The 26,021-nt window shown below is 40.6% G+C and carries 21 protein-coding genes and 1 riboswitch; of the genes, 13 read left to right on the top strand and 8 right to left on the bottom strand.

Annotated elements, in window-relative coordinates:
* Positions 1–9: 9 nt before the first annotated feature.
* The 3 genes from ASE92_RS10690 to ASE92_RS10680 are packed head-to-tail and all read right to left on the bottom strand — an operon-like array spanning position 10 to position 2,414.
* The gene (locus tag ASE92_RS10690; RefSeq protein ID WP_056850100.1) at positions 10–657 is read right to left on the bottom strand and encodes a thiamine phosphate synthase; all 648 of its coding nucleotides are present in this window, start codon (positions 655–657) and stop codon (positions 10–12) included.
* Entirely contained in the window at positions 648–1,691 is a 1,044-nt protein-coding gene (locus ASE92_RS10685) for an AIR synthase family protein (protein ID WP_056850099.1), read from the bottom strand. The genes ASE92_RS10690 and ASE92_RS10685 overlap by 10 nt, the downstream gene beginning before the upstream one ends.
* 6 nt (positions 1,692–1,697) lie before the next feature.
* Entirely contained in the window at positions 1,698–2,414 is a 717-nt protein-coding gene (locus ASE92_RS10680; RefSeq protein ID WP_056850098.1) for a class I SAM-dependent methyltransferase, read from the bottom strand.
* A gap of 87 nt (positions 2,415–2,501) precedes the next feature.
* Positions 2,502–2,604: riboswitch (TPP riboswitch) on the bottom strand.
* A gap of 254 nt (positions 2,605–2,858) precedes the next feature.
* Between ASE92_RS10680 and ASE92_RS10675 the strand changes: the two genes are divergently transcribed.
* On the top strand, positions 2,859–3,401 hold the full coding sequence (locus ASE92_RS10675) for a hypothetical protein (RefSeq protein WP_056850097.1): 543 nt from the start codon (positions 2,859–2,861) through the stop codon (positions 3,399–3,401).
* 37 nt (positions 3,402–3,438) lie between these two features.
* Here the strand turns inward: ASE92_RS10675 and ASE92_RS10670 are convergent, their stop codons facing one another.
* Positions 3,439–4,143, bottom strand: coding sequence for a response regulator transcription factor (locus ASE92_RS10670; protein ID WP_056850096.1), 705 nt, complete (start codon positions 4,141–4,143; stop codon positions 3,439–3,441).
* 8 nt (positions 4,144–4,151) lie between these two features.
* Complete coding sequence (locus tag ASE92_RS10665) at positions 4,152–5,588, bottom strand: sensor histidine kinase KdpD (RefSeq protein ID WP_056850095.1); 1,437 nt, start codon at positions 5,586–5,588, stop codon at positions 4,152–4,154.
* 222 nt (positions 5,589–5,810) lie between these two features.
* On the opposite strand from ASE92_RS10665, the gene ASE92_RS10660 reads away from it, so the two are divergent.
* The 9 genes from ASE92_RS10660 to ASE92_RS10620 all read left to right on the top strand — a co-directional run bounded on the left by ASE92_RS10660 (position 5,811) and on the right by ASE92_RS10620 (position 19,435).
* Positions 5,811–7,220, top strand: a complete 1,410-nt coding sequence (locus tag ASE92_RS10660; RefSeq protein ID WP_157255713.1) for an alpha-L-fucosidase — start codon at positions 5,811–5,813, stop codon at positions 7,218–7,220.
* Between the two features lie 53 nt (positions 7,221–7,273).
* A complete protein-coding gene (locus tag ASE92_RS10655) occupies positions 7,274–8,407 on the top strand; it encodes a TlpA disulfide reductase family protein (protein ID WP_056850094.1) in 1,134 nt (377 codons plus the stop codon).
* A 20-nt stretch (positions 8,408–8,427) separates the two neighbouring features.
* On the top strand, positions 8,428–10,134 hold the full coding sequence (locus ASE92_RS10650; protein WP_056850093.1) for a trypsin-like peptidase domain-containing protein: 1,707 nt from the start codon (positions 8,428–8,430) through the stop codon (positions 10,132–10,134).
* An 84-nt stretch (positions 10,135–10,218) separates the two neighbouring features.
* Positions 10,219–13,461 carry a TonB-dependent receptor gene (locus tag ASE92_RS10645; RefSeq protein WP_056850092.1) on the top strand — a complete coding sequence of 1,081 codons (3,243 nt, stop codon included), beginning with the start codon at positions 10,219–10,221 and terminating at the stop codon, positions 13,459–13,461.
* A gap of 9 nt (positions 13,462–13,470) precedes the next feature.
* Complete coding sequence (locus tag ASE92_RS10640; protein ID WP_056850091.1) at positions 13,471–15,396, top strand: RagB/SusD family nutrient uptake outer membrane protein; 1,926 nt, start codon at positions 13,471–13,473, stop codon at positions 15,394–15,396.
* Positions 15,397–15,409: 13 nt separating this feature from the next.
* The gene (locus ASE92_RS10635) at positions 15,410–16,678 is read left to right on the top strand and encodes a DUF5000 domain-containing lipoprotein (RefSeq protein ID WP_056850090.1); all 1,269 of its coding nucleotides are present in this window, start codon (positions 15,410–15,412) and stop codon (positions 16,676–16,678) included.
* A 9-nt stretch (positions 16,679–16,687) separates the two neighbouring features.
* Positions 16,688–17,896 (top strand): DUF4998 domain-containing protein, encoded by a 1,209-nt coding sequence (locus ASE92_RS10630; protein WP_056850089.1) that lies wholly within the window; start codon positions 16,688–16,690, stop codon positions 17,894–17,896.
* A gap of 120 nt (positions 17,897–18,016) precedes the next feature.
* Positions 18,017–18,949 (top strand): hypothetical protein, encoded by a 933-nt coding sequence (locus ASE92_RS10625; protein ID WP_056850088.1) that lies wholly within the window; start codon positions 18,017–18,019, stop codon positions 18,947–18,949.
* Between the two features lie 255 nt (positions 18,950–19,204).
* Positions 19,205–19,435, top strand: a complete 231-nt coding sequence (locus ASE92_RS10620) for a LuxR C-terminal-related transcriptional regulator (RefSeq protein ID WP_056850087.1) — start codon at positions 19,205–19,207, stop codon at positions 19,433–19,435.
* Between the two features lie 203 nt (positions 19,436–19,638).
* On the opposite strand, the gene ASE92_RS10615 is transcribed toward ASE92_RS10620, so the two are convergent.
* Both ASE92_RS10615 and ASE92_RS21165 read right to left on the bottom strand, forming a co-directional pair.
* Entirely contained in the window at positions 19,639–20,436 is a 798-nt protein-coding gene (locus ASE92_RS10615; protein ID WP_082455028.1) for a type 1 glutamine amidotransferase domain-containing protein, read from the bottom strand.
* A gap of 6 nt (positions 20,437–20,442) precedes the next feature.
* Positions 20,443–20,592 carry a hypothetical protein gene (locus ASE92_RS21165; protein WP_157255712.1) on the bottom strand — a complete coding sequence of 50 codons (150 nt, stop codon included), beginning with the start codon at positions 20,590–20,592 and terminating at the stop codon, positions 20,443–20,445.
* Positions 20,593–20,768: 176 nt separating this feature from the next.
* On the opposite strand from ASE92_RS21165, the gene ASE92_RS10610 reads away from it, so the two are divergent.
* The gene (locus ASE92_RS10610) at positions 20,769–21,044 is read left to right on the top strand and encodes a hypothetical protein (protein ID WP_157255711.1); all 276 of its coding nucleotides are present in this window, start codon (positions 20,769–20,771) and stop codon (positions 21,042–21,044) included.
* 174 nt (positions 21,045–21,218) lie between these two features.
* On the opposite strand, the gene ASE92_RS10605 is transcribed toward ASE92_RS10610, so the two are convergent.
* Complete coding sequence (locus tag ASE92_RS10605) at positions 21,219–23,171, bottom strand: glycoside hydrolase family 97 protein (RefSeq protein ID WP_056850085.1); 1,953 nt, start codon at positions 23,169–23,171, stop codon at positions 21,219–21,221.
* Positions 23,172–23,624: 453 nt separating this feature from the next.
* Here ASE92_RS10605 and ASE92_RS10600 point away from each other — a divergent pair, with 453 nt between their 5' ends.
* Both ASE92_RS10600 and ASE92_RS10595 read left to right on the top strand, forming a co-directional pair.
* Entirely contained in the window at positions 23,625–24,752 is a 1,128-nt protein-coding gene (locus ASE92_RS10600) for a glycoside hydrolase family 88 protein (RefSeq protein WP_056850084.1), read from the top strand.
* Positions 24,753–24,780: 28 nt separating this feature from the next.
* Positions 24,781–26,007 carry a DUF2264 domain-containing protein gene (locus ASE92_RS10595; RefSeq protein WP_082455027.1) on the top strand — a complete coding sequence of 409 codons (1,227 nt, stop codon included), beginning with the start codon at positions 24,781–24,783 and terminating at the stop codon, positions 26,005–26,007.
* Positions 26,008–26,021 lie beyond the last annotated feature (14 nt).

The following is a 26,021-nucleotide window of genomic DNA, read 5'->3' as shown; positions in this document are numbered from 1 at the left end:
TCTCATATTTTATTTCTTTTGGTTGTTTAGTGCAAGTTGAAAGGCCTTTGCTTCCTTTTCGGGATTGCTCGCTACCAGTATTCCTGAAATTACAGCAACTCCATCGAATGGTATTTTTAGTTTCAACATGGCGGTGTTTTCTGGAGTCATTCCACCTGAAATGAAAAGTGGGATATTGGTGATCGCCTTTGCTTGTTGTACCGTTTCGGGCAAAACGATGTTACAGCTCCCAGCCGAGCTTGATGGAAACATGGCGCAAAAGGAAATATAGTCAAGGTTGTACTGGTTTGCGCTGTGAACGGTATCCAGATGGCCCGAGCAGGTTACTCCGATAATAATTTTTCTTCCTACAGCCTGTCTAATGTCCAGCAGGTCATCTGTTAGTTGATCAAAATGTACGCCAGCGAGGTAATCGGTTTCAAGTAGCAATTTCCAATCCTCATTAATCAATATTGGAATGGAATAAGGGGCGCAAAGTCTGGCGATGTCTCTAATGAGCGATAATTTATCAACTTGCGCAGGCCAGTTGTTCCATATTTGTACGATGTTTATTCCTCCAGCCAATGCCGATTTAATGCTTTTGAGCAATGTTTCCCGTTCCAAAGCAGGATCGACTACCAAATAAACGCCGCCCTCGATTGTGTTAACTATTTCCATCCTTTCTGTTTTGAAGTAAAAAATGCATTCCAATAAGGGTCAGTAGAAAAGTAGGGTAAATCGGTTACCTCGTCGTTGCTGATGAGCTTGTATCCACGCTCTTTTGATGTAAACTTTCCAATGATAGTGGCCTGAATATGCTGATCTGCTAATTTTTTTATAAGTGCATTTGCCTGAAACTTATCTGCTGCCATAACCATGCTGCCGGCACCTACAATGAATCTTGGATCAAGTCCAAACAAGTCAGAAATCTCCTGCACGGTTTCGCTTACGGGAATTGCACTGTTTTCGATTTCGACCCCGTTACCGGAAGCAATGGCCATTTCATAAACCGCTCCTAAAACTCCACCTTCAGTTACATCATGCATGGCCCTAACAGCATTGTGTCCAAATTCTTTTGCGATCAAAGCCTCAGCCAAACTGGATGTTTGATAAAACAAGCTACAAGCCAGATCATAATGTTCCTTTCCGATGGCATTCTTCACTGTTTCGGGGAAACTCATCGCCAAAACTGCTGATGAAGATAACGCACAGGCTTTTGTTACCAGGATCAGGTCGTCTTCTTGCGCATATCGGCTTAACAAAATGCTTTCGCCAGGTGCATACAACATCATGGTACCACCACCAGAAATCGTAGAGTTCTGTCCCTCAATTCTTCCGGTATGCCCGCCTGTTATGGCCACGCCAATCGAGCGGCAATTTTGATGCACAAAGGTCCAATAGGTATTAAAATCCTGTTCGCTGAGTGAAGTCGGCAGATTTAAAACCATCTGTGCATACATGGGTGCAAAGCCGGTGGTAGCCATGTCGTTAGCCATGAGATGCACCGATAGCCAGGCCGACTCTTGCAAACCGAGTGAGGGGATGAGCGTAAGTGGGTCACTGGTCATGGCCAATGCCAAACCATTGGGCAGATTCACCACAGATACATCTACTCCGAAAGCCGGTCCGCAGTGTATTTCGCTACGGTCTTTTCCGTTTTTTTTCAAAATGATATCCTCAAATTCTGCATTGTTGATTTTTCCTGAACTCATATTCTATCAGTCATTAAATCGAACATATAAACCGAAAAAATCGCCAATCGGTAAGCTCCACTGTTGCATAGGAAACCACTTGGGGAGTCCTGTACAAGTCCATTCTATGGTATATTCACGCCCTTTTAACGCTTCATGAATTTTTTGGCTGAGCAGCTTTGGGGTGTAAAATGTCGCAGTAAGATAAAAGGGGTTTTGACCAAAGATTTCCTGAACTCGCCTTCTCAACACTTTTGGTGAGTTTCTGTTCATCATTCCGAATACTATTCCTTTTTTGCCTACCCGAGCAGCCTCCCTGATCACCTGTACGGGATCGCGATAGTATTCGAATGTGGTAATGAAGGCCACCGCATCAAAGCTGTTGTTTTTGAAGGGCATAAAGTGTGAATCGGCATTGACCAGATCGCCATCAAAAAGATGAACTGCCTGCCCCAGCATAAATGGCGAAAGATCTCCTCCAGTGGCTTCAATCCCTATCTCTTTCCACCATCTGGTGAAGCGGGTTGTGCCACAGCCAAATTCCAATAACTCACTGATGTTTTTATCCTTCCCCACAAGTTCAGCCATCACCTTTTTTTGCCAAACTTCGGCACGCTTGTACCGGCCTTCATACCACTGTTCGTAAGTGTCGGTATGTTCACGGTTAAAAAACCATTCCTTTCGGCCCTGCCAGTTGCTGAGCTTTTCGGAAAGTACATTGAAACTTTTTTGTTCTAATTGCATATGCTTGAAAAATTTTAAACGCCTTACTGTTTACCGGATCTCGGATAGTGAACAGCGCTTAAATTCAAACAGCCAGGTGGCCGCAATCTACTTGAGCAAGTGCATCCCTACGCCGGTATTATCCGTGTCAGGTTCGCGGGTATTCATCTCAGCCTTTAACATTTTGTTAAAAGCACCCCGTGCAACAGCAGCAAATATATACATTCTGGTTAAAATTGAAATAATTTTCTGTAATCATTTAATGCCTTACTGCATTTGCTCTTGTTTTCAATTACATGATTTTCAAAACAACATGCTTCCTGCAGAAAAAAAATAAAAAATTTAAACTTTAAAAAGCCTGGGCATGTTTTAATACTACCAGATTTGATCATGATTTTGGGTGATTGTGAATGCAGCTATCCTTGAAAATTTTTAGAAATATTAAACCATCTCAAAACATATTTGATGCGCAGATTAATCAGTAAGCAAATTTCTCTAAAAAAAAGAACGGGTGTTTTCGGACTTCTTTTGTTGATTGGAATGTTAATCAGTGCCTGCCATAAAGAAGATGAAAAAGGCTATGTGATGGATGCTAAACAATTTGCCATGTCTGTAAAACAGGAGCAACTTTATCAAAGCGAAGTATTGGCTAGGTTGGAAAAAGGCCAGGGAAGTCCTGCACTTGCTAACCTTGCGAATATGAGAAGATTATCTTCCGCCGCTTATAATAACGATCTGGCTAGCTTTGATTTTTTAAAGGATACAAATAGTTTCGATCTCTCAGAGAAGCATGTCTTTAACCTGGTGAATGCTGATAATAAGATGGGAGAGGAGCATTTGCGTACGCTCTTGTCAATGCTTATTGATTCTGATCAAACCCTGATCGGACTCCATGTAAAAGCTTCATCTAACCAGGGTGTGCAGGATGAACGGCTGCGGTTTTGGGCAAGAGAAAAGATTTCTTCGTTACAAAGAAATCTTGATGAGGTTCAAAAGATAAAACTATAGCAACCTGAATATAGTAAAAAGAATCGGCTTTGAGATCTTATTTCACCTTCAAGATATAACCGAGTCCATAAACATTTTCTATACTCACCTGTGCAGAAGCTTTAAAAAGCCTTCTCAGCCGGGAAATAAAAACCTCTAGACTTTTGCCATTGAAGTAATCATCATTGCCCCATAAAGCCAAAAGCAAGTCCTTTTTCTTTACCACCTGATTGATATTTGCTGATAGATGATCCAGAACTTCGGCTTCCCTCACGGTCAAAGAGATTTCTTTCTCATCAGGTAAAAGCACAAAAAGCTGATCTTTTTGATAGCTGATGTCGCCAATTCTAATGATGCCTGTCACCTGAGTTTTGGAGATATTCGTGGTGTCTGTGAACTTATTTACGATGTTTCCAATCCTAAGCACGAGTTCCTCAATTTCAAATGGTTTAGAAATATAATCAATGGCACCAATTTTCAATCCGCGTAAACGATCCTGCTTTTCATTATGTGCAGTTAAGAAGAAAAAGGCCTGGTTGGGGTTGAGCTTCATAATTTCTGTACTCAAATCAAAGCCATTCATATCGGGAAGTTGAATGTCCACAATCATTAGCTTATTATCAAGCTGATGCTGGCGGTAATGTTCAAGTGCATCGGTAGCCGTTTTAAACCAGAGTACGCTAAAGCCCCGAAGTTTCAAATACTCCGAAATCACATTTCCTAAGTCAACCTCATCTTCAATAATTATGATATCATATTTCATGTTCAACTTTAGTTTACGTGCTCATTTGTGTTAACAGGATGTTTAGGGATGTGTACCATAAACTCTGTGCCTGAACCGAGATGTGAATTTACTTCAATATTCCAGCCATGCAAATCAAGGCACTGTTTAACATAATATAGTCCCAAGCCCAACCCAGAAACGGTTTTCTCACGGTCTGCTCTAAAAAATTTATCAAATAGCTTTGGCTTGCTACTCTCTTCTATACCTTTGCCATTATCTTTGATATGAAGAATATAGTCATGATCATTTTCAGTAATAAAAATGGAAGTTTTTTTAACGGTACTTTGATTGTGTTTGAAAGAGTTATCGAGCATATTTTGGAGCATCGTTGTAAAAACAAATGGGTCGATTACTAGCAAAATTTCGTGGTGATATGGATCAAAAGTAAGGGAATGTGGTTCTTCAACTTTAATGCTAAAATCGTTAACAATAGTGAGCACCATATAATTCAGATCGGTTTCTTCCAGGTTGATGTTGTTGTTTATTTCAGAAATTTCGAGCATTTGATTGATGTGAGAGTGCAACCGCATTGCTTGTCGTTCCACAATATGAACCAAAGCCTTTACCCGGCTCCTGTCGTTTAGTACTTCCTCTTCATCCAGGCTTTTGCTGGCTACTAAGATGGTCGTAATTGGGGTATTAAACTCGTGTTTAATGCTGTTTAAGAAATCTGATTTTACCTCTGCCTCTTTCTTCTGGCGCATCCAGTTAATGTAGGTGTAATAATTTATGCCCACAATAATTATAATGCATAAGGCCACCAGCAGGAATGTTGGAAGCATTTCCATCGCCACTTTTAATGGTCTGCCTGGAGCATCAACAAACAAATTAAAAGTAATGCGATAATCGTAAACCAAGGTTCCGCTCACAGAGAGGTTAGTTACGCGGTTTTGCAAATTGGGGTCGGCGAGCGTACCATCAATAATTACCCCAAAAGGATTTACCGCCGGAAGCAATGCGTCATTGTCTGTTTTCCTTTTGAAGATGAACACGTTTCCCATTTTCTTGGTAAAAGTAAGTTCAATGGATTCGAAGGTGAGCAGATACTGAAGGTTAGCATCTAAGCCGTTACGTTTAACAATTGATTTAAAGATGCTATCCATCGAGCTATTTGCTTTCAGGTTAAGCAATAGCGTATCACTCACTTTTTGTGATAAGGCATTAAATTCATTTTTATTGGCATAGTAGGCCGCTTTAAGCCGCGACATATTTCTGGATAAAATGGTATCGATGATCTTTCCCCCGCCGGGATACAACTTATCATCAGAAATACTCCGCCCATATTCATCATTTATTAAAGTTTTATCCTTGATGCTGTATTCTCTATCGCGAAGCATGTAAGTATTGTAGGTTAACCTCAGTTGAACCAAAATCAGGATGAGAAAACTAACCAATACGATGGATTTATAGATGCGATCTTTCATTTTATGCCTAAAAATAGGGCTATTATTCCGAAATATTATGCTGTTAAGTTTTTGTTAGGCTTTTGTTAGGTTTCCGTTAGATAAATTATTGCCTTAGCCACACTAGCTTTGGATTATAGAAACACCGATTGTTCCTCTATGCTGATTTACAGTGCATTGTAACCGGTCAGTTGTTTCTAAATGAACCTTTAAAAACCCTACAAACCTAAATTTCCAGTAAAGATGACTATTAAAAAAATCATAGCGCTTCTCCTTCTCGTTTCAGGACTGACTTCTTTTAAGCAGGTTTCTGCCCAGCAAAATGCAAAAAAGAAAAACTTAACCGATTTACAACAAGATTTTGTTGATCTGGGTTTAGGCATGTTTATCCATTATGGGATGCCAACGTTTATGGACCAGGACTGGTCTGATCCAGATGCTGCGCTAAATTTGTTTCAATCGCCAAAGCTTGACGCCGATCAGTGGGCGAAAGCGGCAAAGTCGGCAAATATGACCTACGGTTGCTTAACTACCAAACATCATAGCGGTTTCCCAATCTGGAATACCAAAACAACCAGTTACAATGTGATGAATACGCCACTTAAACGCGACGTGGTTAAGGAATATGCTGATGCATTTCGGAAGAATGGCTTAAAAGTGATGTTGTACTATTCTATTCTGGATACCCATAACGGTATACGCCCAAACCAAATTACACCTGCTCACATCAAATTAATTAAAGAACAGATTACCGAGTTGTTAACCAACTATGGAGAAATTACCGCACTGGTTATTGATGGATGGGATGCTCCGTGGTCGAGAATTTCTTATGATGATGTTCCTTTTGAAGATATTTACTATCTGATTAAATCTCTACAGCCAAACTGTTTGGTAATGGATTTAAATGCAGCAAAATACCCAACGGAAGCACTGTTTTATACGGATATCAAATCTTATGAGCAAGGAGCCGGACAGTTTATCTCTAAAGAAAGCAACAAATTACCTGCTTTAGCCTGCCTTCCTTTGCAGCAAAATTGGTTTTGGAAAACATCATTTCCAACTACGCCTGTTAAAGATGTAAATGAGTTGGTGAACAAATTCATTATCCCATACAACGGTGCCTATTGCAACTTCATTTTAAATGTTGCTCCCAACAAAAATGGTTTGATTGATGATAATGCCCTTGCCGCATTAAAAGAAATGGGAAAACTTTATAAGCCTTCTGCTAATCCGCCAAAATTGCCACAACATCCGGCACCAATTATTTCAAGCAACATTGCAAAAGGCGTAATCAGTAACAGTACCTGGAGTGATGACATGAATCTAATGGATTTCGCAAACGACGACAATTTCAGGTCGAGCTGGTCTTCTAATCCTACTGTTAAAGCACCATGGTATGAGGTAAAGTTTGAAAAATCAATGCCTTGCAATATGATCGTGATTACTGCGGGTAATTCTTCAGGGGCCAGATATGATCTGGAATACTTTGCAGATGGAAAATGGCTACAGCTAAAAGCACAAGCAGCGGGAGAGAAAAAGGTGAGCATTTTCAGATTTGAGAGAATCTGGTGCGAAAAAATTCGGGTTAACCTTTCTGGTTTCAAACATGCGCCGGCAATAGCAGAGTTCGCCGTATTTAATGAACGCAATTAAGTGCCGACCCTCCATTTACCTCAATATTAAACCACGCTTAATACGCTATACTCATGAAATTTAAAACGCTTTTATTACTGTCAGGATTCTTGCCCTTGTTTGCACTCGGGCAAGGAAATGACTTCACGCTATCCGTCAAAATTGGAAACCTTGGTAAGCCTGCAAAAGCCTATCTGGATTATATGGATAATGGCGTGAGCCACGAAGATTCGACCGAAGTGGTGGATGGAGCATTCCAGTTTACCGGGCCGCTTTCAGGAGTGGCAAATGCCAGACTGGCATTGGATCATGATGGTGGAGGAAAGCAAAAAGCAATCTATACCGGCGACGTGGTTTATATCTACTTCGGTAAGGAAAAAATTGTTTTTACTTCGAAAGACTCTTTACAGAATGCTTTAGTAAGTGGTTCAAAAGTTTACGATGAATTTGTAGCATACAACAAAGAAATTGGCGGAACCATCATGGCGCTAACAAAAGCTGTAAATGCAGATTTTAACAGTGGTACGCCAGAACAACAGCGAGACTCTGTTTACATTAAAGCGGTAGATGCCCGTTTCAGGAACAACATCAAAGCCAGAGAAGCAAAACAGTTTTTATTTGCCAAAACACATCCAAATTCATATTTCGGTTTAGTCGCTTTGTCCGAATCGGCTGGAACGAGTGTAGATGTTGCCAAAGTTTCGCCGGTTTATCAGGCACTTGCTCAAAACCTGCGAGATACGGATATGGGAAAAGAATTGGCTCAGCGAATTGCTGCAAATAGCGCCACCGCAATTGGGTCATCCGCACCCTTATTTTCTCAAAATAATGTGATTGGCAAACCCGTATCGCTTGCGCAGTTAAGAGGTAAGGTGGTTCTATTAGAGTTTTGGGCAAGCTGGTGTGGTCCATGCAGAGCGGAAAATCCCAACCTGGTGAAAGACTACAGCAGATATAAAGAAAAAGGTTTCGAAATTCTTGCGGTATCGTTAGATCAATCAAAAGAAAACTGGTTAAAAGCCATTGATCAGGATGGGTTACCATGGCTGCATGTTTCCGATTTAAAAGGATGGAATAATGAAGTTGGCCGATTATACGGAATACGGGCCGTACCAGCCAATTTCCTTTTAGATAAGGATGGAAAAGTGATCGCCAGCAATTTGAGGGGCGAAGATTTGAATAAGAAATTAGCTTCACTATTTAATTAATCTTTGACAGCCAATTCGTTATGCGCTTTAAAAATATGGTATTTCTTCGTTGGGTTTCGATCTTTGGTTGTGTCGCTTTATGCTGCATCCTGAGCACCCTAACAAGTTATGCACAAAAAAATGGCGCAAAAGTATTGGAGCAGCATGTTGCATCAGCAGTGGATAAAGCTTATCCGGCAAGTGTACGGATTTGGGGTTTCGATACGGTAAGAAATGAACGTACGTCCGCACAATTTAGCGGGGTTGTGGTAACTGGCGAAGGCTATATTTTAACTGCCGCACATGTTATTCAGCCAGGAAAAAGTTACAAAGTTTTTTTTCCTGATGGAAAAGATGCTATCGCTCTAGCGCTCGGAAGAATAGATGTGAAAGAAACTCCAGGCATACCAGATGTTGGCATGATGAAGATTACAGGTAATGGAAATTGGCCATATGCCGCAATGGGATTTTCGTCCGCGTTGAAGAATGGTGAAGCTTGCCTCAGCATTTCTTGTACAGAAAGTCTTAATCAGGAATTGCCCACTATTCGTTTTGGGAAGATTTTAGATATAAAGAACCAGTATGGATTTGTACAGTCGTCTTGCAAAATGGAACCTGGCGACTCTGGCGGACCATTATTTGACCTTGATGGAAAAGTAGTTGCGATTCATAGTGCCATTGACGTTTCGGAAGATATGAACTTTGAGATACCGGTAGATATGTACCGGAAATATTGGTCGGCCCTGAAGTTAGAAAAAAATTACATTGCATTACCAGCTACTGCTGATAGCAGCACCGAAAGTTCTCATAACCTCAGCCTAAACAAAAAGTACGCTTTTAACGAGTTAAGTACAGATCAACATCCTAAGCAGGCATTCCTGGTGGTTAATAGTTTTATAGACGGGGAGAAGCTGGAGGTGTCAGCGAGTGTATTTAACCTAAAAAACAATCATGGTAAACCAGTGCAGGTTTTGGTGAGCAAGAGCAGTATGATTGGCGATTCTGCCTGTCTTGTTTACGAAGGTAAACTTTACGACCTGAACATTTTAGCCCGTGATCAAACCAATGATCTGGTCATGCTAGCGACTACCAAATACTTTAAGCATGGAGTAAAGTTGGACAGTAACTACCGCGTTAATAACAAGAAGTTGAAGGGCAAATTTGTTTTTACAAAGCAGGCAGATGGTAAAGTGGTAAGCAGCATCATCGGAAGCGAGGAGATCACTTTGCCCAAAATAATGAGTCAGCCACTTTTGGGTGCAATGGTGGTGTACGAATCTAGTCCGGCAGTTTTTTCATTGATTAAACAAAAAAGCCCTGCCGAAGCACTTGGACTAGAGGTAGGTGATGAGCTGGTGAGCTTCGGTGGGCATGAGCTAAAAAGTAGCAAGGAATTTGCAGCTGCGGTTTCTCACTACTGGCCTGCTGATGAAGTGCCAATAAGCTGGAAAAGAAAAGAAAAGCTTTACAATGGAAAGGTAACTTTTGCATGGCAGGCACAAAGTGTTTCGAAGCATCCGGTAGATCGGTTTGCTGGCGGGAAATCAAAAAGGAGAGATGGTTTTGATGCTGTTTATACCCATGACTTAGCGTTGCTGCCCCGACAAATAGGAACATCTGTTTACGATTTAGAAGGGAATTTTGTGGGAATTAACATCGCCAGGTTTAGCCGGGCTTCCACATTGATCATGCCTTCCTATAAAATTGCAGCTTTCATTCATCAATATAAATTTAAAACCCATTCCTAATTGAAGCCTATGATGTAACCATTACAAGTAACCAATTAACTGTGCTGATGATTCAGTAAAAATAAACTATAACCAACCAAACTTATGAACCAAAATTTTACTATTCTGGTAAGGCGCAGGCCTTATTCAGGAAATCTGTGGATACTATTTGCCATTCTCGGCATCGGGATTCTACAACTTATAAACCCTGCAATGGCGCAACAGGGCAATACATTTAAGATCACGGGAACCGTTAAAGATTCTCTTGGATTGGGCATACCTGGCGTAAGCTTGCAAGTAAAGGGGCAAAGCAATATGGGTAGCGTTACCGATGGCGATGGAAAATTTACCTTGAATGCCATTGCCAATGCAACAGTCGTGGTGTCTTCAGTAGGTTTTAAAACCAAAACATTTATCGCCAGTCTGGATAAAACAAGGGTAGACCTGATTTTAAGCAGCGATGATAATAACCTGAGCGACGTTGTGGTCACTGCTTTTGGCAAGAAAGAACGCAGGGAAGCAATGGTCGGATCAGTAACCAGTATCACCCCATCTAAACTAAAAATTCCATCGAGTAATTTGACCAATGCCATGGCCGGACAAATTGCGGGTGTAGTGGCTTATCAGCGCAGCGGACAGCCCGGCCTTGATAATTCGTCATTTTTCATCAGAGGGGTAACTACTTTTGGATATAAACAAGACCCCTTGATTTTGGTAGATAACGTAGAGCTAACCGCCAACGATCTTGCCCGTTTACAGGTTGATGATATTGCTAGTTTTTCCATTTTAAAAGATGCCAGTGCAACTGCACTTTATGGCGCCAGGGGTGCAAACGGGGTAATATTGGTAACCACCAAAGAAGGTGTGGAAGGTAATGCAAAGGTAAATGTGAGGTTCGAGAATTCTATTTCACAATCTACTCAAAATCTGGATATTGCTGATCCGATTACATTTATGAAGATGTATAACGAAGCGATTACCACCCGTAATCCTCTAGGTGTTCCTCGATTTACCCAAAATGATATTTTTAACCGTGAGCAAACACTTAACAATGCTCCGGGAAGCAATAAATATGTTTATCCGGCTGTAAACTGGATTGATGAATTGTTTAAAGAAAGCACAAATAACCAGCGTTTAAACGGAAGTGTGAGTGGTGGCGGCAAGGTAGCCAGATATTACATCGGAACATCTTATAACCGTGATAATGGAATTTTGAAGGTGAGCCCGGTAAACAATTTCAACAACAATGTGAAACTTGAAAATTATCAGCTGCGCTCTAACGTGAATATCAACGTAACAAAAACTACCGAAATTGTGCTTAGGCTTTCGGGTACTTTTGATGAATATAACGGTCCAATTACAGATGATGGCTCATTCTCTGCCGATCTGTATAAGAAAGCCTTGCATACAAGTCCGGTACTTTTTCCAGCATTTTACCCTGCTGATCCTTCAACCGGTATCGACACACACATCTTGTTTGGAAACAGCTCAACAGAAGGCACGGGTAACACCGTGGGTTATTCAAATCCTTATGCAGACATGATGAAAGGCTATAAGTCATTTTCAAGATCGAGAATGTCAGCTCAGCTTGAACTTAATCAAGACTTAGGATTTTTAACAAAAGGCCTGTCGTTTAAGGGTATGTTTAATACCAACCGCTATTCCTATTTTGATTTAACAAGACAATATTCTCCGTTCTTTTACAATGTTGCTTCTTACGATAGAATCAGCAATCAATATTCATTAAACTGGATCAATAATCAGCCAGGCCAGGCCTCAGAATATTTAAGTTTCGAGCCAGGCTTTAAAGATGTGAACACCTTTGTTTACATGCAGGGGGTGATTGATTATTCGCGACAATTGGGTAACAAACACAATATCAGTAGCACCATTATTGCCACGAGACAACAACGGTTATATGCGAATGCAACCGATCCGCAAACTAATTTACCAAGTTTACAATATTCACTTCCTTACCGAAACGTGGGCCTGTCTGGTCGTTTAGGCTATTCTTATGATAGCCGTTACTTTGCCGAATTCAATTTTGGATACAATGGTTCAGAGCGTTTTGCCGAGAAAAACAGGTTTGGTTTCTTTCCGACCATTGGCGGCTCATGGGTAGTATCAAACGAAGCATTCTGGAATGCCAATGTTAAAAAGGTAATGAATAAGTTAAAGGTTAGGGCCAGTTACGGTTTGGTGGGTAACGATGCCATTGGTGCACAACGCTTTTTCTATCTCTCGAATGTGAATTTAAATGGCGGCAATCCAGCTTTCTTTGGTCAAAATAATGGCGTTACCCGCCCTGGTGTAAGCATTACAAATTATGCAAACGATGCGGTAACCTGGGAAACATCTCGCCAAACGAACATTGGTTTAGAGATGAGCTTTTTTAATAGCCTGAACATTATCGCGGAGGTTTACAAACAACATCGTTATAATATTTTAATGGAAAGAGCTTCTATTCCAACCAGTATGGGGTTAGAATCAGCAGTGAGTGCAAATTTGGGTACAGCTGATTCGAGAGGGATAGATTTCTCTGCCGATTACAGCAAAACCTTCCGCGGTGGCTTCTGGATGTCGGGCAGAATGAACTTTACATTTTCGCAAAATAAATATGGCCAATACGAACAACCGGCTTACCGCGAACCTTGGAGAATACTTTCGGGGCAAAAAATCGGCGTACGCTGGGGTTACATCGCCGAACGTTTATTTGTGGATGATCAAGAGGCAGCGGCATCGCCCGCACAGCTTTTCGGTTCAGGCGCTTCTGCACCAAAAGGTGGAGACATTAAATACACCGACCTGAACAATGATGGCAAAATTACCGAGGCCGATCAGGTTTTCCTTGGTTTGCCGTCTACACCAGAAATTGTGTATGGTGCAGGTTTATCTATGGGTTTCAAAAAAATCGATTTGTCGATGTTTTTCCAGGGTGTAGGCAGAACCAGCTTTTTCATTAATCCATCTGATGTGAGTCCGTTTTTGCAGAACCGCCAGGTGCTACAGGTTTTTGCCGATAGCCATTGGACAGAAGAAAACCAGGATTTGTATGCAAAATATCCACGTTTGGGTACAACTGCGCCAGAAATCAGCAACAATTTGCAAACAAGCTCGTGGTGGATGAGAGACGGTGCTTTTATCCGTTTAAAATCGGTAGAAATTGGTTATACCTTCCCCGATAAACTGGCGAAAAAGGCTTTCCTTTCAAATTGCAGAATTTACTTTAATGCCTTGAATCCATTTACATGGAGCAGGTTTAAAGATTGGGATCCGGAGCTGGCTTCGAACGGCTTTAGTTATCCTATCCAGAAAGTATATAACATTGGAATCAACGTAAATCTTTAAGCAGATCACATGAAACTCAATTATAAAATAATCATACTAATTGCAATTGTTGCGGGTATGGTGCAATCCTGCAAAAAATACCTCGATGTTACGCCAGATAATGTGGCCACCATTGATTATGCTTTCAGAAATAGAAATGAGGCGGAAAATTATCTCTTCACCTGCTATTCTACCTTGCAAAATATGGTGCCATCTAACAATGATGCGGCCTTTACCACTTCCGGTGAAATTTATTTTCCAAATACGCTTACCGAAGCTACTTTGGGGAATAGGGAAGCAGAACAAGGTTTCCATTTAATTAGAGGGGTACAGAATACCGACAATCCATCGCTAAATTACTGGGACGGAGAGCAACTTGGCCAACCCATTTTTAAAGCCATCAGAAGGTGCAATATATTTCTAGAAAATATTAGCAAACCAAAAGATTTACCACAGTTTGAGCGAAACAGATGGATTGCTGAAGTGAAATTTTTAAAAGCCTACTATCATTTCTATCTGCTAAGAATGTATGGGCCTATTGCTTTAATAAGAGATAATTTGGCTATTGATGCAGGAACAGAAGAGGTGAGGGTAAAACGTGAACCAGTTGATGCCTGTTTTCAATACATCACCTCGCTATTGGATGAGGCCACACCAGATTTACCAAGAACAATACAGGATCCAGCACAAAGTTTAGGCAGAATTACCCAACTGATTTCTCTTACTTTAAAAGCCGAGATACTGACCACTCAGGCCAGTCCGCTTTTTAATGGAAACCGTGATTATGCCAGTTTCAAGGATAAAGACGGCGTAAATCTTTTCCCTGCAGCTTTTCAGGCAGAAAAATGGTCGAAAGCGATGTTAGCTTGCCAGGAAGCTGTAAAAGCATGTGAACAAAGCAATATGTCGCTTTACCACTTCGTATCTCCGGGCAATCTTCCAACTATCCCTGCGCCGCTAAAAACGGTTATGGATATCAGGCAGAGTATAACCGAAAACTGGGAAAAAAATTCGGAGGTGATCTGGGCGTTAAATTCCTCTTTCAATTTGCAATCTATGGCAATGCCAAGATTAACCGCTGCGATGGTACAGAATATGGGCGGAGCGCCTGGAAACTTTGCCGTACCTATTGGGATGGCCGAACTTTTCTATTCAAAAAATGGCGTTCCGATCAACGAAGATCCAGGTTACGATTATCGCGGCAGGTACGCCGTTGCAACAGTTGCAGCAGATCATAAGTATTATATGAAAAGCGGTTATCAAACCATTAAAATGCACGTGGATAGAGAGCCGAGATTCTATGCAGATTTATCTTTTGATGGAAGCTGTTTTTTTGGAAACGGTCAAACCGATCCTGAAAATATGCTATTTGTTCAAGCCCGTGGCGCAACGTCTATCGCTGGTCCTAAGGATAACATTCGGGTAAATGTATCAGGGTACTGGCCAAGCAAACTAGTAAACTATCAATCTGTTTTCGGAACTGAAGTTACTCAGGCAGGTTTTAAACTGCCGTTGATGCGCTTAGCTGGCCTGTATTTACTTTATGCAGAAACGCTAAATGAAGTAAACGGACCATCGGCAGAAGCCTACAGCTACATTGATAAAGTTCGTGCCCGTGCTGGTTTAAAAGGTGTTCAGGAATCCTGGTCGTTATATTCATCAAATCCGGGTAAGGCGGCTTCCAAAGATGGTTTAAGAGCTATTATCCAGCAAGAAAGAAGAATTGAGCTTTGTTTTGAAGGACGTATAGGCTGGGATCTTCGCCGCTGGAAAATTATTCAGGATGTTTTAAGTAAACCATTGCAAGGATGGAACATTCAGGATGCTACGCCTGAAGGTTATTACAGACAGCGAAATCTCGTGATTCCATCCTTCGGCCTTAAAGATTATTTATGGCCAATAAAATATAACGACTTAATTGTCAATCCAAATCTTGTTCAAAACCCATACTGGTAATTAAAAAACTAAGATGATGAAAACGAATTCAATAAGATATATTGGTTGGAGCATGGTGCAGCTTATGGCTGCCCTGCTTCTTCTATGCTCGCTTAATGCGTGTAAAGAAACAGAAGGTTTTAACGATGTGGTATCTCAGGATATGGCTAAACCGGGCATCATTACAGGTGTGCGGGTAGATAACCAGGCTGGAGCGGCAGTGCTTTCGTATCAGCTGCCCAATTCTGGAAACCTACTATACGTACAGGCAGAATACCGGATCAATTCGCGTACAGTGCGCCAATCAAAAGCTTCTTATTACAGCGATACCTTAAGGGTAGAAGGTTTTGAAAAAGCTGGGGATTATGAAGTAACGCTTTACGCAGTATCGCGTGCGAATGTTAAAAGCGATCCTATTAAAGTTAATGTAAGGCCAACCACTCCGGCTTACCTGATGGCTTACCCCACTATCCAACTTCAGGCCGATTTTGGTGGTGTAAATATCTCGGCTACTAATCCATCAAAAAAAGCCATTGGGGTTATTGTTATTTCTAATGATAAAACCACTGGAAAATTATTGCCTGTAGAACAGTTTTACACAGAAGCCGAAACCATAAATTTCAGTGTACGCGGTTTTGATACGTTAAAGAGAGATTTCGGCGTTTACGTTACAGATAGATGGGGAAATATTTCTGATACGCTATACAAGTCTATCAATCCTATTTTCGAAACGCTGGTTCCAAAAACAAGGTTTAGCGAGTATCGCCTGGCTTCAGATTCTCCTTTAGGTGCTACTAGTTTGGGTTGGAATACCACCAGGTTATGGGATAACAATACCAACGACCCTGGCTGGCATACCGAAGCTGGATTCGGCAAGCCTTTACAGCTTTGTACTTTCGATATGGGTGTTTTAGCTAAGTTGAGCCGGTATAAGTTATGGGAGCGGGGCGAAGCCTATGGAAATGATTATTCTTATAATCATGGTAACCCAAAAACCTGGACACTCTGGGGTTCATCTAAAACGGCTCCTGTTGATACAAATTTACCGAATACCTCTGCAAAAGGTACCGTAGTGGGTGACTGGGTAAATCTTGGCAACTTCACCTGTCCGCCGCCGCCTTCGGGCAATGCACCAGGGCAAACCACGCCTGCAGATTTAGCAGCCGTAAAAGCTGGTTTCGAATTTAACATCGGCATTGATGCGCCGAAAGTGAGATTTATCAGGTTGGCTGTAAACAGTACCTGGGGCAACGCAGATTTTGCTCACGTAATGGAACTATCATTTTGGGGAAATACCAATTAAAAGGAAAACATGGCAACTAAAAATATAACGCGGATTTTATTAGCCTTGGTGGCTATTGCATTTTTTTACGGGTGTAGCAAAGATGCGCTTGATTATAAAGATTATTTAGACGGTAAGGAAAAGATTTATCCTGGTTTCCCTGAAAAGGTAACCGCCTCTCCCGGAAACTATCGTATTAAGCTTACCTGGAAGGCCAGTCCTGATCCAAGTGTAAGCCGCTATATGATTTATTGGAACAATGCACAAGATTCTCTGGCATTACAGGCGCCAGACCGGTCGGTGACTAACGTTTCAGTAATCATTTCGAATCTGGTAGAATACAATTATTCATTTACCATTTACTCATTCGATAAAGCGGGAAATAAATCAGTTCCGGTTCAAATTAACAATGTTAAAGTATATGGAGATAGCTATAAAACGAGTTTAACAAATCGTTTCCTTGTGACTAGTGCGCCTTACCAGCTTGATGACAACGGTATTACTTTGCAGTTCGAACGCCCCGATACCATCAACATCGGCACCGAAATCCGATATACTTACAAAGATGGAACCGTTCGCCAGGCAAAACTTGGGCCTGATGCAAATTCGATACGTTTAGCAGATTACAAGGTTGGAACTAAAGTGTATTTCAGGTCGTCATACGTTCCTGTTCAATCTGCTATTGATACCTTTTATACCGCAGGTTTCGACTCCTTGAGTAATATCATGGTCCCGGTAGATAAATCGTTGTTTAAACCCTTAAAACTGACTAACGATGTAGGTACCTATAGCAGTGAAACTTCATTATCGAAATTATGGAATGGAAATAAGGCGCCAACAGGTTACCCTGATATTTTTCACAGTGATGATAATACACCATTGCCTCACCACTTTACTTTTGATATGGGAAAACAGGTGGCAAACCTTGCCCAGTTTGAAATCATTGGTCGCGATTGCTGTAACAACCCAACTAAATTTGAAATCTGGGGGATTGCCGATTTAACAGGTGCCCAAACGCAATCGCCGGCAGATTCTCCGGGATGGACAGCCGAATCTAATGGTCGTGGCTGGAAGTTACTTAAAACGGTTGAAAGAAGCGATGACGGATCTGCGCCTTTCAAAGTGGCATTTCCTGATGGATTACCAACGGTAAGATATATTCGAATCAGGGTAATCTCTGTTGCCAGTGGCGATGCTTACTACAGCAACATTAGTGAAGTTTCTTTCTGGAACAAATAAAAGAAAGGGTGGGCACATTGATTTGAATGATCTTGCCCACCTTTATTTTTCAACGGATTATCGTTGCTCTGTTCACCAATTAATTTTCATCTCTGTCATTCTTTAAACACCTATTTTAACATGAACATTTTTTCTAGCGGAAATCATTTCTATTTCGTGCTGCTCCTCACTTTATTTTTTTCTTCAAACGAAATACATGCCCAACAGCTAGCTGTTGATGTTTCTTCTACCAATCAAAAGCCCCTCGATAGCCTATGGCAGGAACATTGGTTTGAGCATAAAAAGCAACTTAGCTTGGTAGGAAGTAATGATGATGTTGCGGTTTACTATGACGAGCAGATGCCAAACTCCGTACGTTGGCCAATAGTTTTGATGGGTAAGTGTTGGGCGTATGTGAAACAAAATTATGGTGCCTTTGGCGCTGATCCAAAGTTATACGTCATTCTACACCAGGTAAATGGAAGAGATTATGGCGGCGGGCATCCTTCACCGTTCTTTGATCGAAGCCATGATTATAAAAACGTAATAGATTGTGGGCTTGGAAACTGGACTAATCCCGTAGGCGAGCAAATTGGTATGCCTATTCACGAAATGGGCCACATCGTAACCAGTGCTAGTCATGGCGCAAAAGGTTCGCCATCCGATGCGCTTTGGGGCGACAGTAAATTTATGGAAATCTTCAATTACGATGTACTGTTAAATATTGGAATGAAAGCAGAAGCGGAAAAGGTGTTTACACAGATGCAATCACAGTATGATGATTTTCCAAAAGCCGAAACGCAATGGTTTAAAAATTGGTTTTATCCGATCTATAGCGGTTATGGAAAGGGTAAAGTTTTAAACAAATATTTCGCGTTGCTGGCACAGCATTTTCCAAAAGGTAGGGGTAACCGCTTTCAACGTGATTTAAACTATGGGGAATTTGTTCATTTTTGGAGCGGGGCTGCGGGCGTAGATTTAAAGAAAACCGCTGAAAAAGCTTTTGGCTGGCCAATGGAATATGAACTCCAATTGCAACAAGCTAAAAAAGAGTTTTCAGGGGTGATTTATTGATCGTATTCAAATCCTAGATATTCCTGTCAGTCAGTGATTTAAAAAAGGTTTATCACATTTGGTCAACCATCACAATTTTCGCGGTTGAAATCGTCGCGAAAATATGATCATTGTCTACTTTTTCGATCTTATTTTGAATGTTAAATATTACACATCCATACGAATAATGATGATAAATGTCAAAAAAACGCCTGTTTTGTAGTTGTAAACAGTCATTTTTACTATTAAACGTTTAATTTTTTTTAAGTTTGAGACATGAACCGAGAAAAAGACGTTGTACCAAGTATTATGGGTATTGATACCCAGGATATTAAAATGATTGAATTAATTGCTGAAGGACGAACTTACAGTGAAATAAGCGAGGAACTTAAAGTAAAGCCAAGCAAAGTTGAAACCCTAAGAAAGCTTTTGATCAGCAAAACAAGAACGAGAAATACCGCTTCTCTGGTTTCATTTGCATATAGATATGGGTTACTAAAGGTATAACAGTTGAAAAAGTGTGGTTAGTTTTTACCAACAAAACCACACTTCAAAGGGTTGCTTTGCAATCTGGAGATCAACCACTGCAACAATAGATATTTGAATATAGTACGATACCTCATCGCAATCGAAATCATTTTATTTCCATCAATACATAAAGGGATTTATTTCATCAATAATCCCTTTATGTATTGCAAAATCTTCCTTATTTAAATTAATTCATCAGGTTTCGCCGCAATGTATTGTTCAGCATTTTCTCTCCATTGCTTTTGATGAGGTAACTTAGTTTCATCATCTCTAATTTGCTGATTTGCCGTTGCCTTATTTTGGTTCAGGAATTCAATAAGTGCTTTTGCGGTTGGGCCAGCGGATAAGGGGTTTTGACCGGTAATAAGCAAACCATCCGTTTCCACATGCGATAAGAAAGGAACCATTGCCGTTTTAACTTCCGCACCTAGTTCCTCGAGTTTTGTTTGCAACAAAAAAGGAACATTTCCACTTCGACCCACCAACGTTTCTTCGGTATTGCTAAAAGCAGAAATAGTTTTCCCTTTCAAAAAGCCTGGGCGTTGGTTTTCTGCGCTAATTAAAGCAGCTGGACCATGGCAAACAGCAGCAACAGGTTTACCGGCATCAATGAAATCAAGAATCAAAATTCCGCTGTTGTTATCTTTAGCTAAATCCCAAATCGGGCCATGGCCGCCAGGATAAAACACGGCATCAAAATCCGAAGCATTAATCTGGTTTAGCTGCTGCGTTTGCGAAAATGCAGCTTTTGTAACCTCATCCTCTTGAAACCTTCTGTTTGCACCCGTAATATTTTCGGTGAGCTCACTCATGGGGTCAACGGGTGGTCTTCCGCCTTTTACACTCGCAAGGGTAACATTAAATCCAGCATCAATAAATTCGTAATAGGGATCTGTAAACTCACCCAGCCACACGCCTGTCTTGCTATCTGTATTTTCCATCTCGCTGTGCGAGGTTAGTATCATCAAAATATTTTTCATCTCTCTTTATTTAATATCTTCTGCATCCAGTTCGTTTCCTTCCTCATCTATACGCTGATGCTCATCCCAATTCGTTTCTTCTTTTTTAGCTTGCGAATCATTAGCTTGCGCTTGTTCGTTCTCCGCCTCTTTGTTTTTGTCTTTTGGGTCTATCATAATTATTAGTTTTAGTACATGGATAACAGTGCTTAAGCTTTAAAGGTTCGCAAAAGTTCAAAACATGACAATTCTAATCGAGTCAATATATATTTCAACCTCAGCTAATATTTGGAAAGATACAACCTGCAAACTTTTTAGCTGATTGGAGAGTTTAATGAGGTAAATATTAAATCATGATGAGCGAAATAAGCAAAGAAACCCAGGCTAAATTTGATCAAGGTATTGTAGAATCAATATGGAGTGAAAATGGAGAACTTAGCTATGTAATTAAAGACGGCCTTAACATCGAAGAATATGCGATAGTGATTAAGGAAGTTTTGGAGTCGCAAAAAGAAATTGCCCATGACTTTGCTGGCACGGTTACGAACGAAAGTAGAACAGCATTTGCCAAATTTGAATATAAATCTGGCTGGTTTCTGGAAGGCTTAGCTGATGGCGAAATCGAATAATCAGTAATCATCGATGAATTGTGCGTGAGTTTATTTATAATCTCGGTGACAAAAAGATAAGACGATCAAATGCAGAGCAGAAAAAGCTGCTGCATATGTCAAGTTTTTTACGTTGACATATGCGATAGCTGAATGATAGATTCGCTTGAACACGAAACTTTTGCTTTAAAAAATTTATTTTCCGATTAATACCGTACCGCCATCAGTCAGGAGCTTCATTTTGATATGGTTGGTGCTGTTTAACAAAAGTTTATTAAGTTGAGGTTCACGGTTTGTGCCATCACTATAAACTTGCAGACTTTTATTCGTTAGCATTGGTAAGGCAATATCAATTTCTTTTTCAGTTTTTTCGGCATTAATCGCAGCAATGTACCAGGTATCTTGATGGCGACGGGCGAGTACTACAAATTTGCCAGGATAACCATCCAGGAAAATCGTTTCATCCCATGTGGTGGGTACGTTCTTCATAAAATCAATTACATGGGCAGGCATATCCGTTAAGTTATTTGGAGTGATACCAAAATTTTGCACAGGTGTTTGAAACAAGATAGCAGTTGCCAGCTGAAAGCTCTCGGTAGTTTTGCGTATTTTCCCTCCGTTATTCTCTTTGTTATGAAGTTTGTTTAACAACACAGGACCAAAATCCATGGCACCTACAGCATTTCTAATAAATGGATGCAAACTGGAGTTATATGCCTCATTATCATTTGCTGCTTGAGTAAAAATTAGGTTTTCTGAGGCCAATACTGCCTCACTACCTACAAAGTTAGGATACATTCTTTCCCAGCCACGCGGTAAGGTACAACCATGAAAAATTACGCTAAGCCCATAAATATTGGCATCCGATAAAATATCTTCATAAAGCTTCATTGTTTCCTGCTTATCGCCACCAAAAAAATCTACTTTAATTCCTTTTATCCCAATACTTTGCATCCAGGCCATTTCCTTTTTTCTGGCAGAAGCACTGTTCATCTTGTTTTTTGGCGTCTGCGGCGCATCGTTCCAAAAACCATTTGAGTTGTACCATAAACACACACCCACGTTTTTGCCTTTGGCATATTCTGCCAGCGCTTCAATTTTTTCTTTGCCGATTCTGGCATCCCACCAATTGTCTACCAATACAAATTCGTAACCCATAGCCGATGATAAATCAACAAACTTTTTCTGGTCATCAAAATTGATACTGTTATCTTGCCACAGTAACCAGCTCCAGGTAGAGCGGCCGAAGCTGTAGTTTTTCGAAGCCTGATATTGAGGTTCTACTACATCAAATGGGATGGTCGTTTCTACAATCGGCTTCAAATCGTTGCCAACAGTAATGGTTCGCCATGGCGTATAACCTGGAAGAGACATTGCTGGTTTAGCACTTCCTAGTCCATTGTTTTCTCCCATTTCCGGGAAAGCGATTTGATACAATCCATCTTTGTTACCCTCGCTAAGTTTAGATCCGCAGTACAAACTGTTTACGCCAGTTTCCGATATCAGCACCCAGCCTTTATTGCCCAGGTGAAAAAGACCAGGAAAGGTATATCCAACGCCGTATTTAGAAGCCGTCCCCATCGGTTGATCTGCAATATATTCTTCTTCGTAGCTAGGTTTGGTTTTCATCCAGCCAATCATTGGGCTGGCTTGTGATGTTAAAAATGTTGTGGTAGCTGCAGGGAAATTGAAACCGCTCAATTCTTTTTCTACCATAAAATTAGCGGGTTCGCCAACCTGCGGAATGTGATAACGGAAAGCTATATTGTTATTGCTCACCCGAAAAATTACTTGTAGTTCTTTTTTATTTGCGGTTGCAAATTTGCAAGTAAGCTCATTGGCCTGGTACCTAACAGTGCTTTTTTTGATCTTGGCTTCCGAATAAGTCTCATCAATAGAACGCGACTGCTGGCTAACAAAATCTAAGCCGGCAGACAAATCTACTTTCGTACCCTTTAAACCCAATGGAGATTTTTCAAGCATTTGTATGCCTGCAAAGTTCACTTCGTAGAAAAGTTTTCCATCTGTTAAAGTAAGTTTAACGTTAAGTTTTTTATCAGGACTAGAAACCATTAGTTCTTGGGCAGATGATGCTAAAAAACTAAGTAGAAGTAAGCATACACAAGAAATTTTTTTGAACGAAGTCATAAAATGGTCGATTAGATAAAATTGGTTAAACCAAAGACTGAATAGTCAGCTTTATAGCACTTGCTTATCCCTGTGCAAAAATTGATTTGAACAAAATCGGTTTTTAGCGCTTATCTGGCTGGTTTTAATATTTGGTTTTATGGCAGAAAAAGTACGGATAATTTTTTAAATGTCACTAACACGTTTATAATTACCTGATTTTTAATGCAGAGCAGCTGATAACTTTTTTGTGATTTAATTCTATTATTTACATAATAAATTGATAACTAGTGTTTTAGCTGCATTTTAAGACTTAGCTTTGAAGAAAAACCGATAAAAAAACTTTTATAACATAACTAAAAACTCATGGATTTGATCGATCTTCAACAAATTAATATAGATAAAGATGAGACAGAGATCTCAGATTGAGTAACGGACAAGCTTGATAACCAAATAAAATGATAAACCAAAACAATGAGAAAAAATAAAACCATCAAGCTGATTTTGTTCCTGGTACTTTTTGCGTTGGCGTTTACCCATGCCCAGGAAAGTGAGGCTGTTCTTGGTAAAATAAATTTGGCGAACCAGTATTGGCAAACCAATAACAAAGCGGAGCAAAGGGCATTTTGGGACCATGCGGCCTACCACACGGGCAACATGGAAATTTATCAACTCACCAAAAATGAAACTTATAGAAAGTATTCGGAAGATTGGGCTAACCATAACGATTGGATGGGTGCCAAATCAACTGATAAATCTCAATGGAAATATACATACGGTGAGAAAGACGATTATGTGCTTTTTGGCGACTGGCAGATCTGTTTCCAAACCTATATCGATTTATACAATATTCAACCTGATGAACATAAAATAGCCCGGGCGAAAGAGGTAATGGGCTATCAAATAAATACGGATAAAAATGATTACTGGTGGTGGGCCGATGGATTGTATATGGTGATGCCGGTAATGACCAAACTTTATAAGCTTACCGGAGATAAAAAATACCTGGAAAAACTCCATGAATACCTTAGCTATTCCAACAGTATCATGTACGATAAGCAGGCGAAGCTTTACTACCGTGATGCCAAATATGTATATCCAAAACATAAATCGAGCAATGGCAGAAAGGATTTTTGGGCCCGGGGCGATGGATGGGTTTTCGCCGGATTAGCGAAGGTGCTCAAAGACTTGCCTAGAAATGATCCGCACCGGAAGGAATATGTTAACATTTATAAAGGCCTGGCCACCGCTATTCTTAATTCGCAACAAAAGGATGGCTATTGGACCAGAAGCATGCTTGATCCACAACATGCACCAGGACCAGAAACCAGTGGAACCGCATTTTTTACTTACGGCTTATTGTGGGGCATTAATAACGGGATATTAAAAGAAAAACAATTTCTGCCATCAGCCAAATTAGCATGGAATTATCTCTCTCAAACTGCGCTTCAGAAGGACGGAAGGGTTGGTTTCGTACAGCCAATAGGAGAAAAAGCCATCCAGGGGCAAATTGTTGATGCAAACTCTACATCAAATTTTGGAGTAGGTGCATTTTTACTCGCTGGCTGTGAATATTATCGTTTTCTAACCAAACACAAATAAATTTTCCATGACTATAAAAAGTAAATACATGATTTTGCTCGTCCTGAGCATGATGACTTCCATCACTTTTGCGCAAAAGAAAGCCAAAATTAAACAAAACCAAGTGCTTAGCGATCGTCAGTTTTGGTTGGCGCAGATGGATAAGATGGTTCGGCCTGTAATCTATCATCTGGCCAAAGACAGTTTACGCATAGCCATGCCGCAGGTAACTTCCATCCATGTGGATAACAAAGCAAATCGGATTAAAGTGCAATATGTGGAGGTTTTAGGTCGCGTATTAAGTGGAATTGCACCCTGGTTACAGCTGGAAGGGGGGAGCAAGCAAGAAGTTGAACTCAGAAATCAATATCGGGAATGGGCCTTGCAAGGTGTGAAAAACGCTTTGGATTCTAATGCCAAAGATTTTATGACCTTTGATATTGGCGGGCAACAACTTGTAGATGCTTCGTATTTGGCCATTGCATTTACCCGGGCGCCATGGCTTTGGGAAAATTTAGATAAAAGAAATCAGTCGTTATTGGTTAAATCAATCGCCACAACGCGAAGGTTTAAACCGGTATTTTCCAACTGGCTCCTTTTTTCTGCGATGAATGAGGCTTTTATGGCCAGGTTTGGCTTTGATTGGGATCCGATGCGTGTTGATTATGCACTACAGCAGATGGAACAATGGTACACGGGCGACGGTATGTACACAGACGGAACAAGTTTCGCTTTTGATTACTACAACAGTTATGTGATTCATCCTTATCTGGCAGAGATTGCTGATATCATTGGTAAAAAGACAAGCGCTTACAATGCGATGTTCGAGAAAATCCGCAAGCGAAATGAGCGTTACGCCATTATCCAGGAGCGCTTAATCAATGCGGATGGAAGTTATCCTGCTACGGGTCGATCTATTATTTATCGTGGTGCAGCTTTTCATCATCTGGCGGATGTTGCCTTAAGAAAAGCTTTGCCGAAACAGCTTAGTCCTGCGCAAGTTAGAGGTGCGTTGACTGCGGTTATCAAGAAAACTTTAGAAAGCCCGACAACCTACAAAGCAGGCTGGTTAACTATCGGATTGTATGGAGCACAGCCATCGTTAGGGGATTTTTACAACAATCAAGGTAGCCCTTACATTGCAACTAACATATTTCTTCCATTGGGATTATCAGAAAATGATCCCTTCTGGGCAAGTCCTGCAGAAAAATGGTCGGCACAAAAGATTTGGAGTGGAGAAGACTTTCAGAATGACCATAGTACGAGTTTAAAGTAATATATATACACTAA

The sequence above is a fragment of the Pedobacter sp. Leaf41 genome (assembly GCF_001422545.1).
Taxonomy (GTDB): Bacteria; Bacteroidota; Bacteroidia; order Sphingobacteriales; family Sphingobacteriaceae; genus Pedobacter.
This window is presented reverse-complemented; position numbering and strand designations above follow the sequence as displayed.

Bases quoted from the DNA above. Each gene is read 5' to 3' on its own strand.
- ASE92_RS10680 (WP_056850098.1), bottom strand. From the start codon at position 2,414: ATGCAATTAGAACAAAAAAGTTTCAATGTACTTTCCGAAAAGCTCAGC.
- ASE92_RS10665 (WP_056850095.1), bottom strand. From the start codon at position 5,588: ATGAAAGATCGCATCTATAAATCCATCGTATTGGTTAGTTTTCTCATC.
- ASE92_RS10655 (WP_056850094.1), top strand. From the start codon at position 7,274: ATGAAATTTAAAACGCTTTTATTACTGTCAGGATTCTTGCCCTTGTTT.
- ASE92_RS10600 (WP_056850084.1), top strand. From the start codon at position 23,625: ATGAGAAAAAATAAAACCATCAAGCTGATTTTGTTCCTGGTACTTTTT.
- ASE92_RS10645 (WP_056850092.1), top strand. From the start codon at position 10,219: ATGAACCAAAATTTTACTATTCTGGTAAGGCGCAGGCCTTATTCAGGA.
- ASE92_RS10630 (WP_056850089.1), top strand. From the start codon at position 16,688: ATGGCAACTAAAAATATAACGCGGATTTTATTAGCCTTGGTGGCTATT.
- ASE92_RS10620 (WP_056850087.1), top strand. From the start codon at position 19,205: ATGAACCGAGAAAAAGACGTTGTACCAAGTATTATGGGTATTGATACC.
- ASE92_RS10675 (WP_056850097.1), top strand. From the start codon at position 2,859: ATGCGCAGATTAATCAGTAAGCAAATTTCTCTAAAAAAAAGAACGGGT.
- ASE92_RS10615 (WP_082455028.1), bottom strand. From the start codon at position 20,436: ATGAAAAATATTTTGATGATACTAACCTCGCACAGCGAGATGGAAAAT.
- ASE92_RS10605 (WP_056850085.1), bottom strand. From the start codon at position 23,171: ATGACTTCGTTCAAAAAAATTTCTTGTGTATGCTTACTTCTACTTAGT.
- ASE92_RS10660 (WP_157255713.1), top strand. From the start codon at position 5,811: ATGACTATTAAAAAAATCATAGCGCTTCTCCTTCTCGTTTCAGGACTG.
- ASE92_RS10670 (WP_056850096.1), bottom strand. From the start codon at position 4,143: ATGAAATATGATATCATAATTATTGAAGATGAGGTTGACTTAGGAAAT.
- ASE92_RS10650 (WP_056850093.1), top strand. From the start codon at position 8,428: ATGCGCTTTAAAAATATGGTATTTCTTCGTTGGGTTTCGATCTTTGGT.
- ASE92_RS10690 (WP_056850100.1), bottom strand. From the start codon at position 657: ATGGAAATAGTTAACACAATCGAGGGCGGCGTTTATTTGGTAGTCGAT.
- ASE92_RS10635 (WP_056850090.1), top strand. From the start codon at position 15,410: ATGATGAAAACGAATTCAATAAGATATATTGGTTGGAGCATGGTGCAG.
- ASE92_RS10625 (WP_056850088.1), top strand. From the start codon at position 18,017: ATGAACATTTTTTCTAGCGGAAATCATTTCTATTTCGTGCTGCTCCTC.
- ASE92_RS10595 (WP_082455027.1), top strand. From the start codon at position 24,781: ATGATTTTGCTCGTCCTGAGCATGATGACTTCCATCACTTTTGCGCAA.
- ASE92_RS10640 (WP_056850091.1), top strand. From the start codon at position 13,471: ATGAAACTCAATTATAAAATAATCATACTAATTGCAATTGTTGCGGGT.
- ASE92_RS10685 (WP_056850099.1), bottom strand. From the start codon at position 1,691: ATGAGTTCAGGAAAAATCAACAATGCAGAATTTGAGGATATCATTTTG.
- ASE92_RS10610 (WP_157255711.1), top strand. From the start codon at position 20,769: ATGATGAGCGAAATAAGCAAAGAAACCCAGGCTAAATTTGATCAAGGT.
- ASE92_RS21165 (WP_157255712.1), bottom strand. From the start codon at position 20,592: ATGATAGACCCAAAAGACAAAAACAAAGAGGCGGAGAACGAACAAGCG.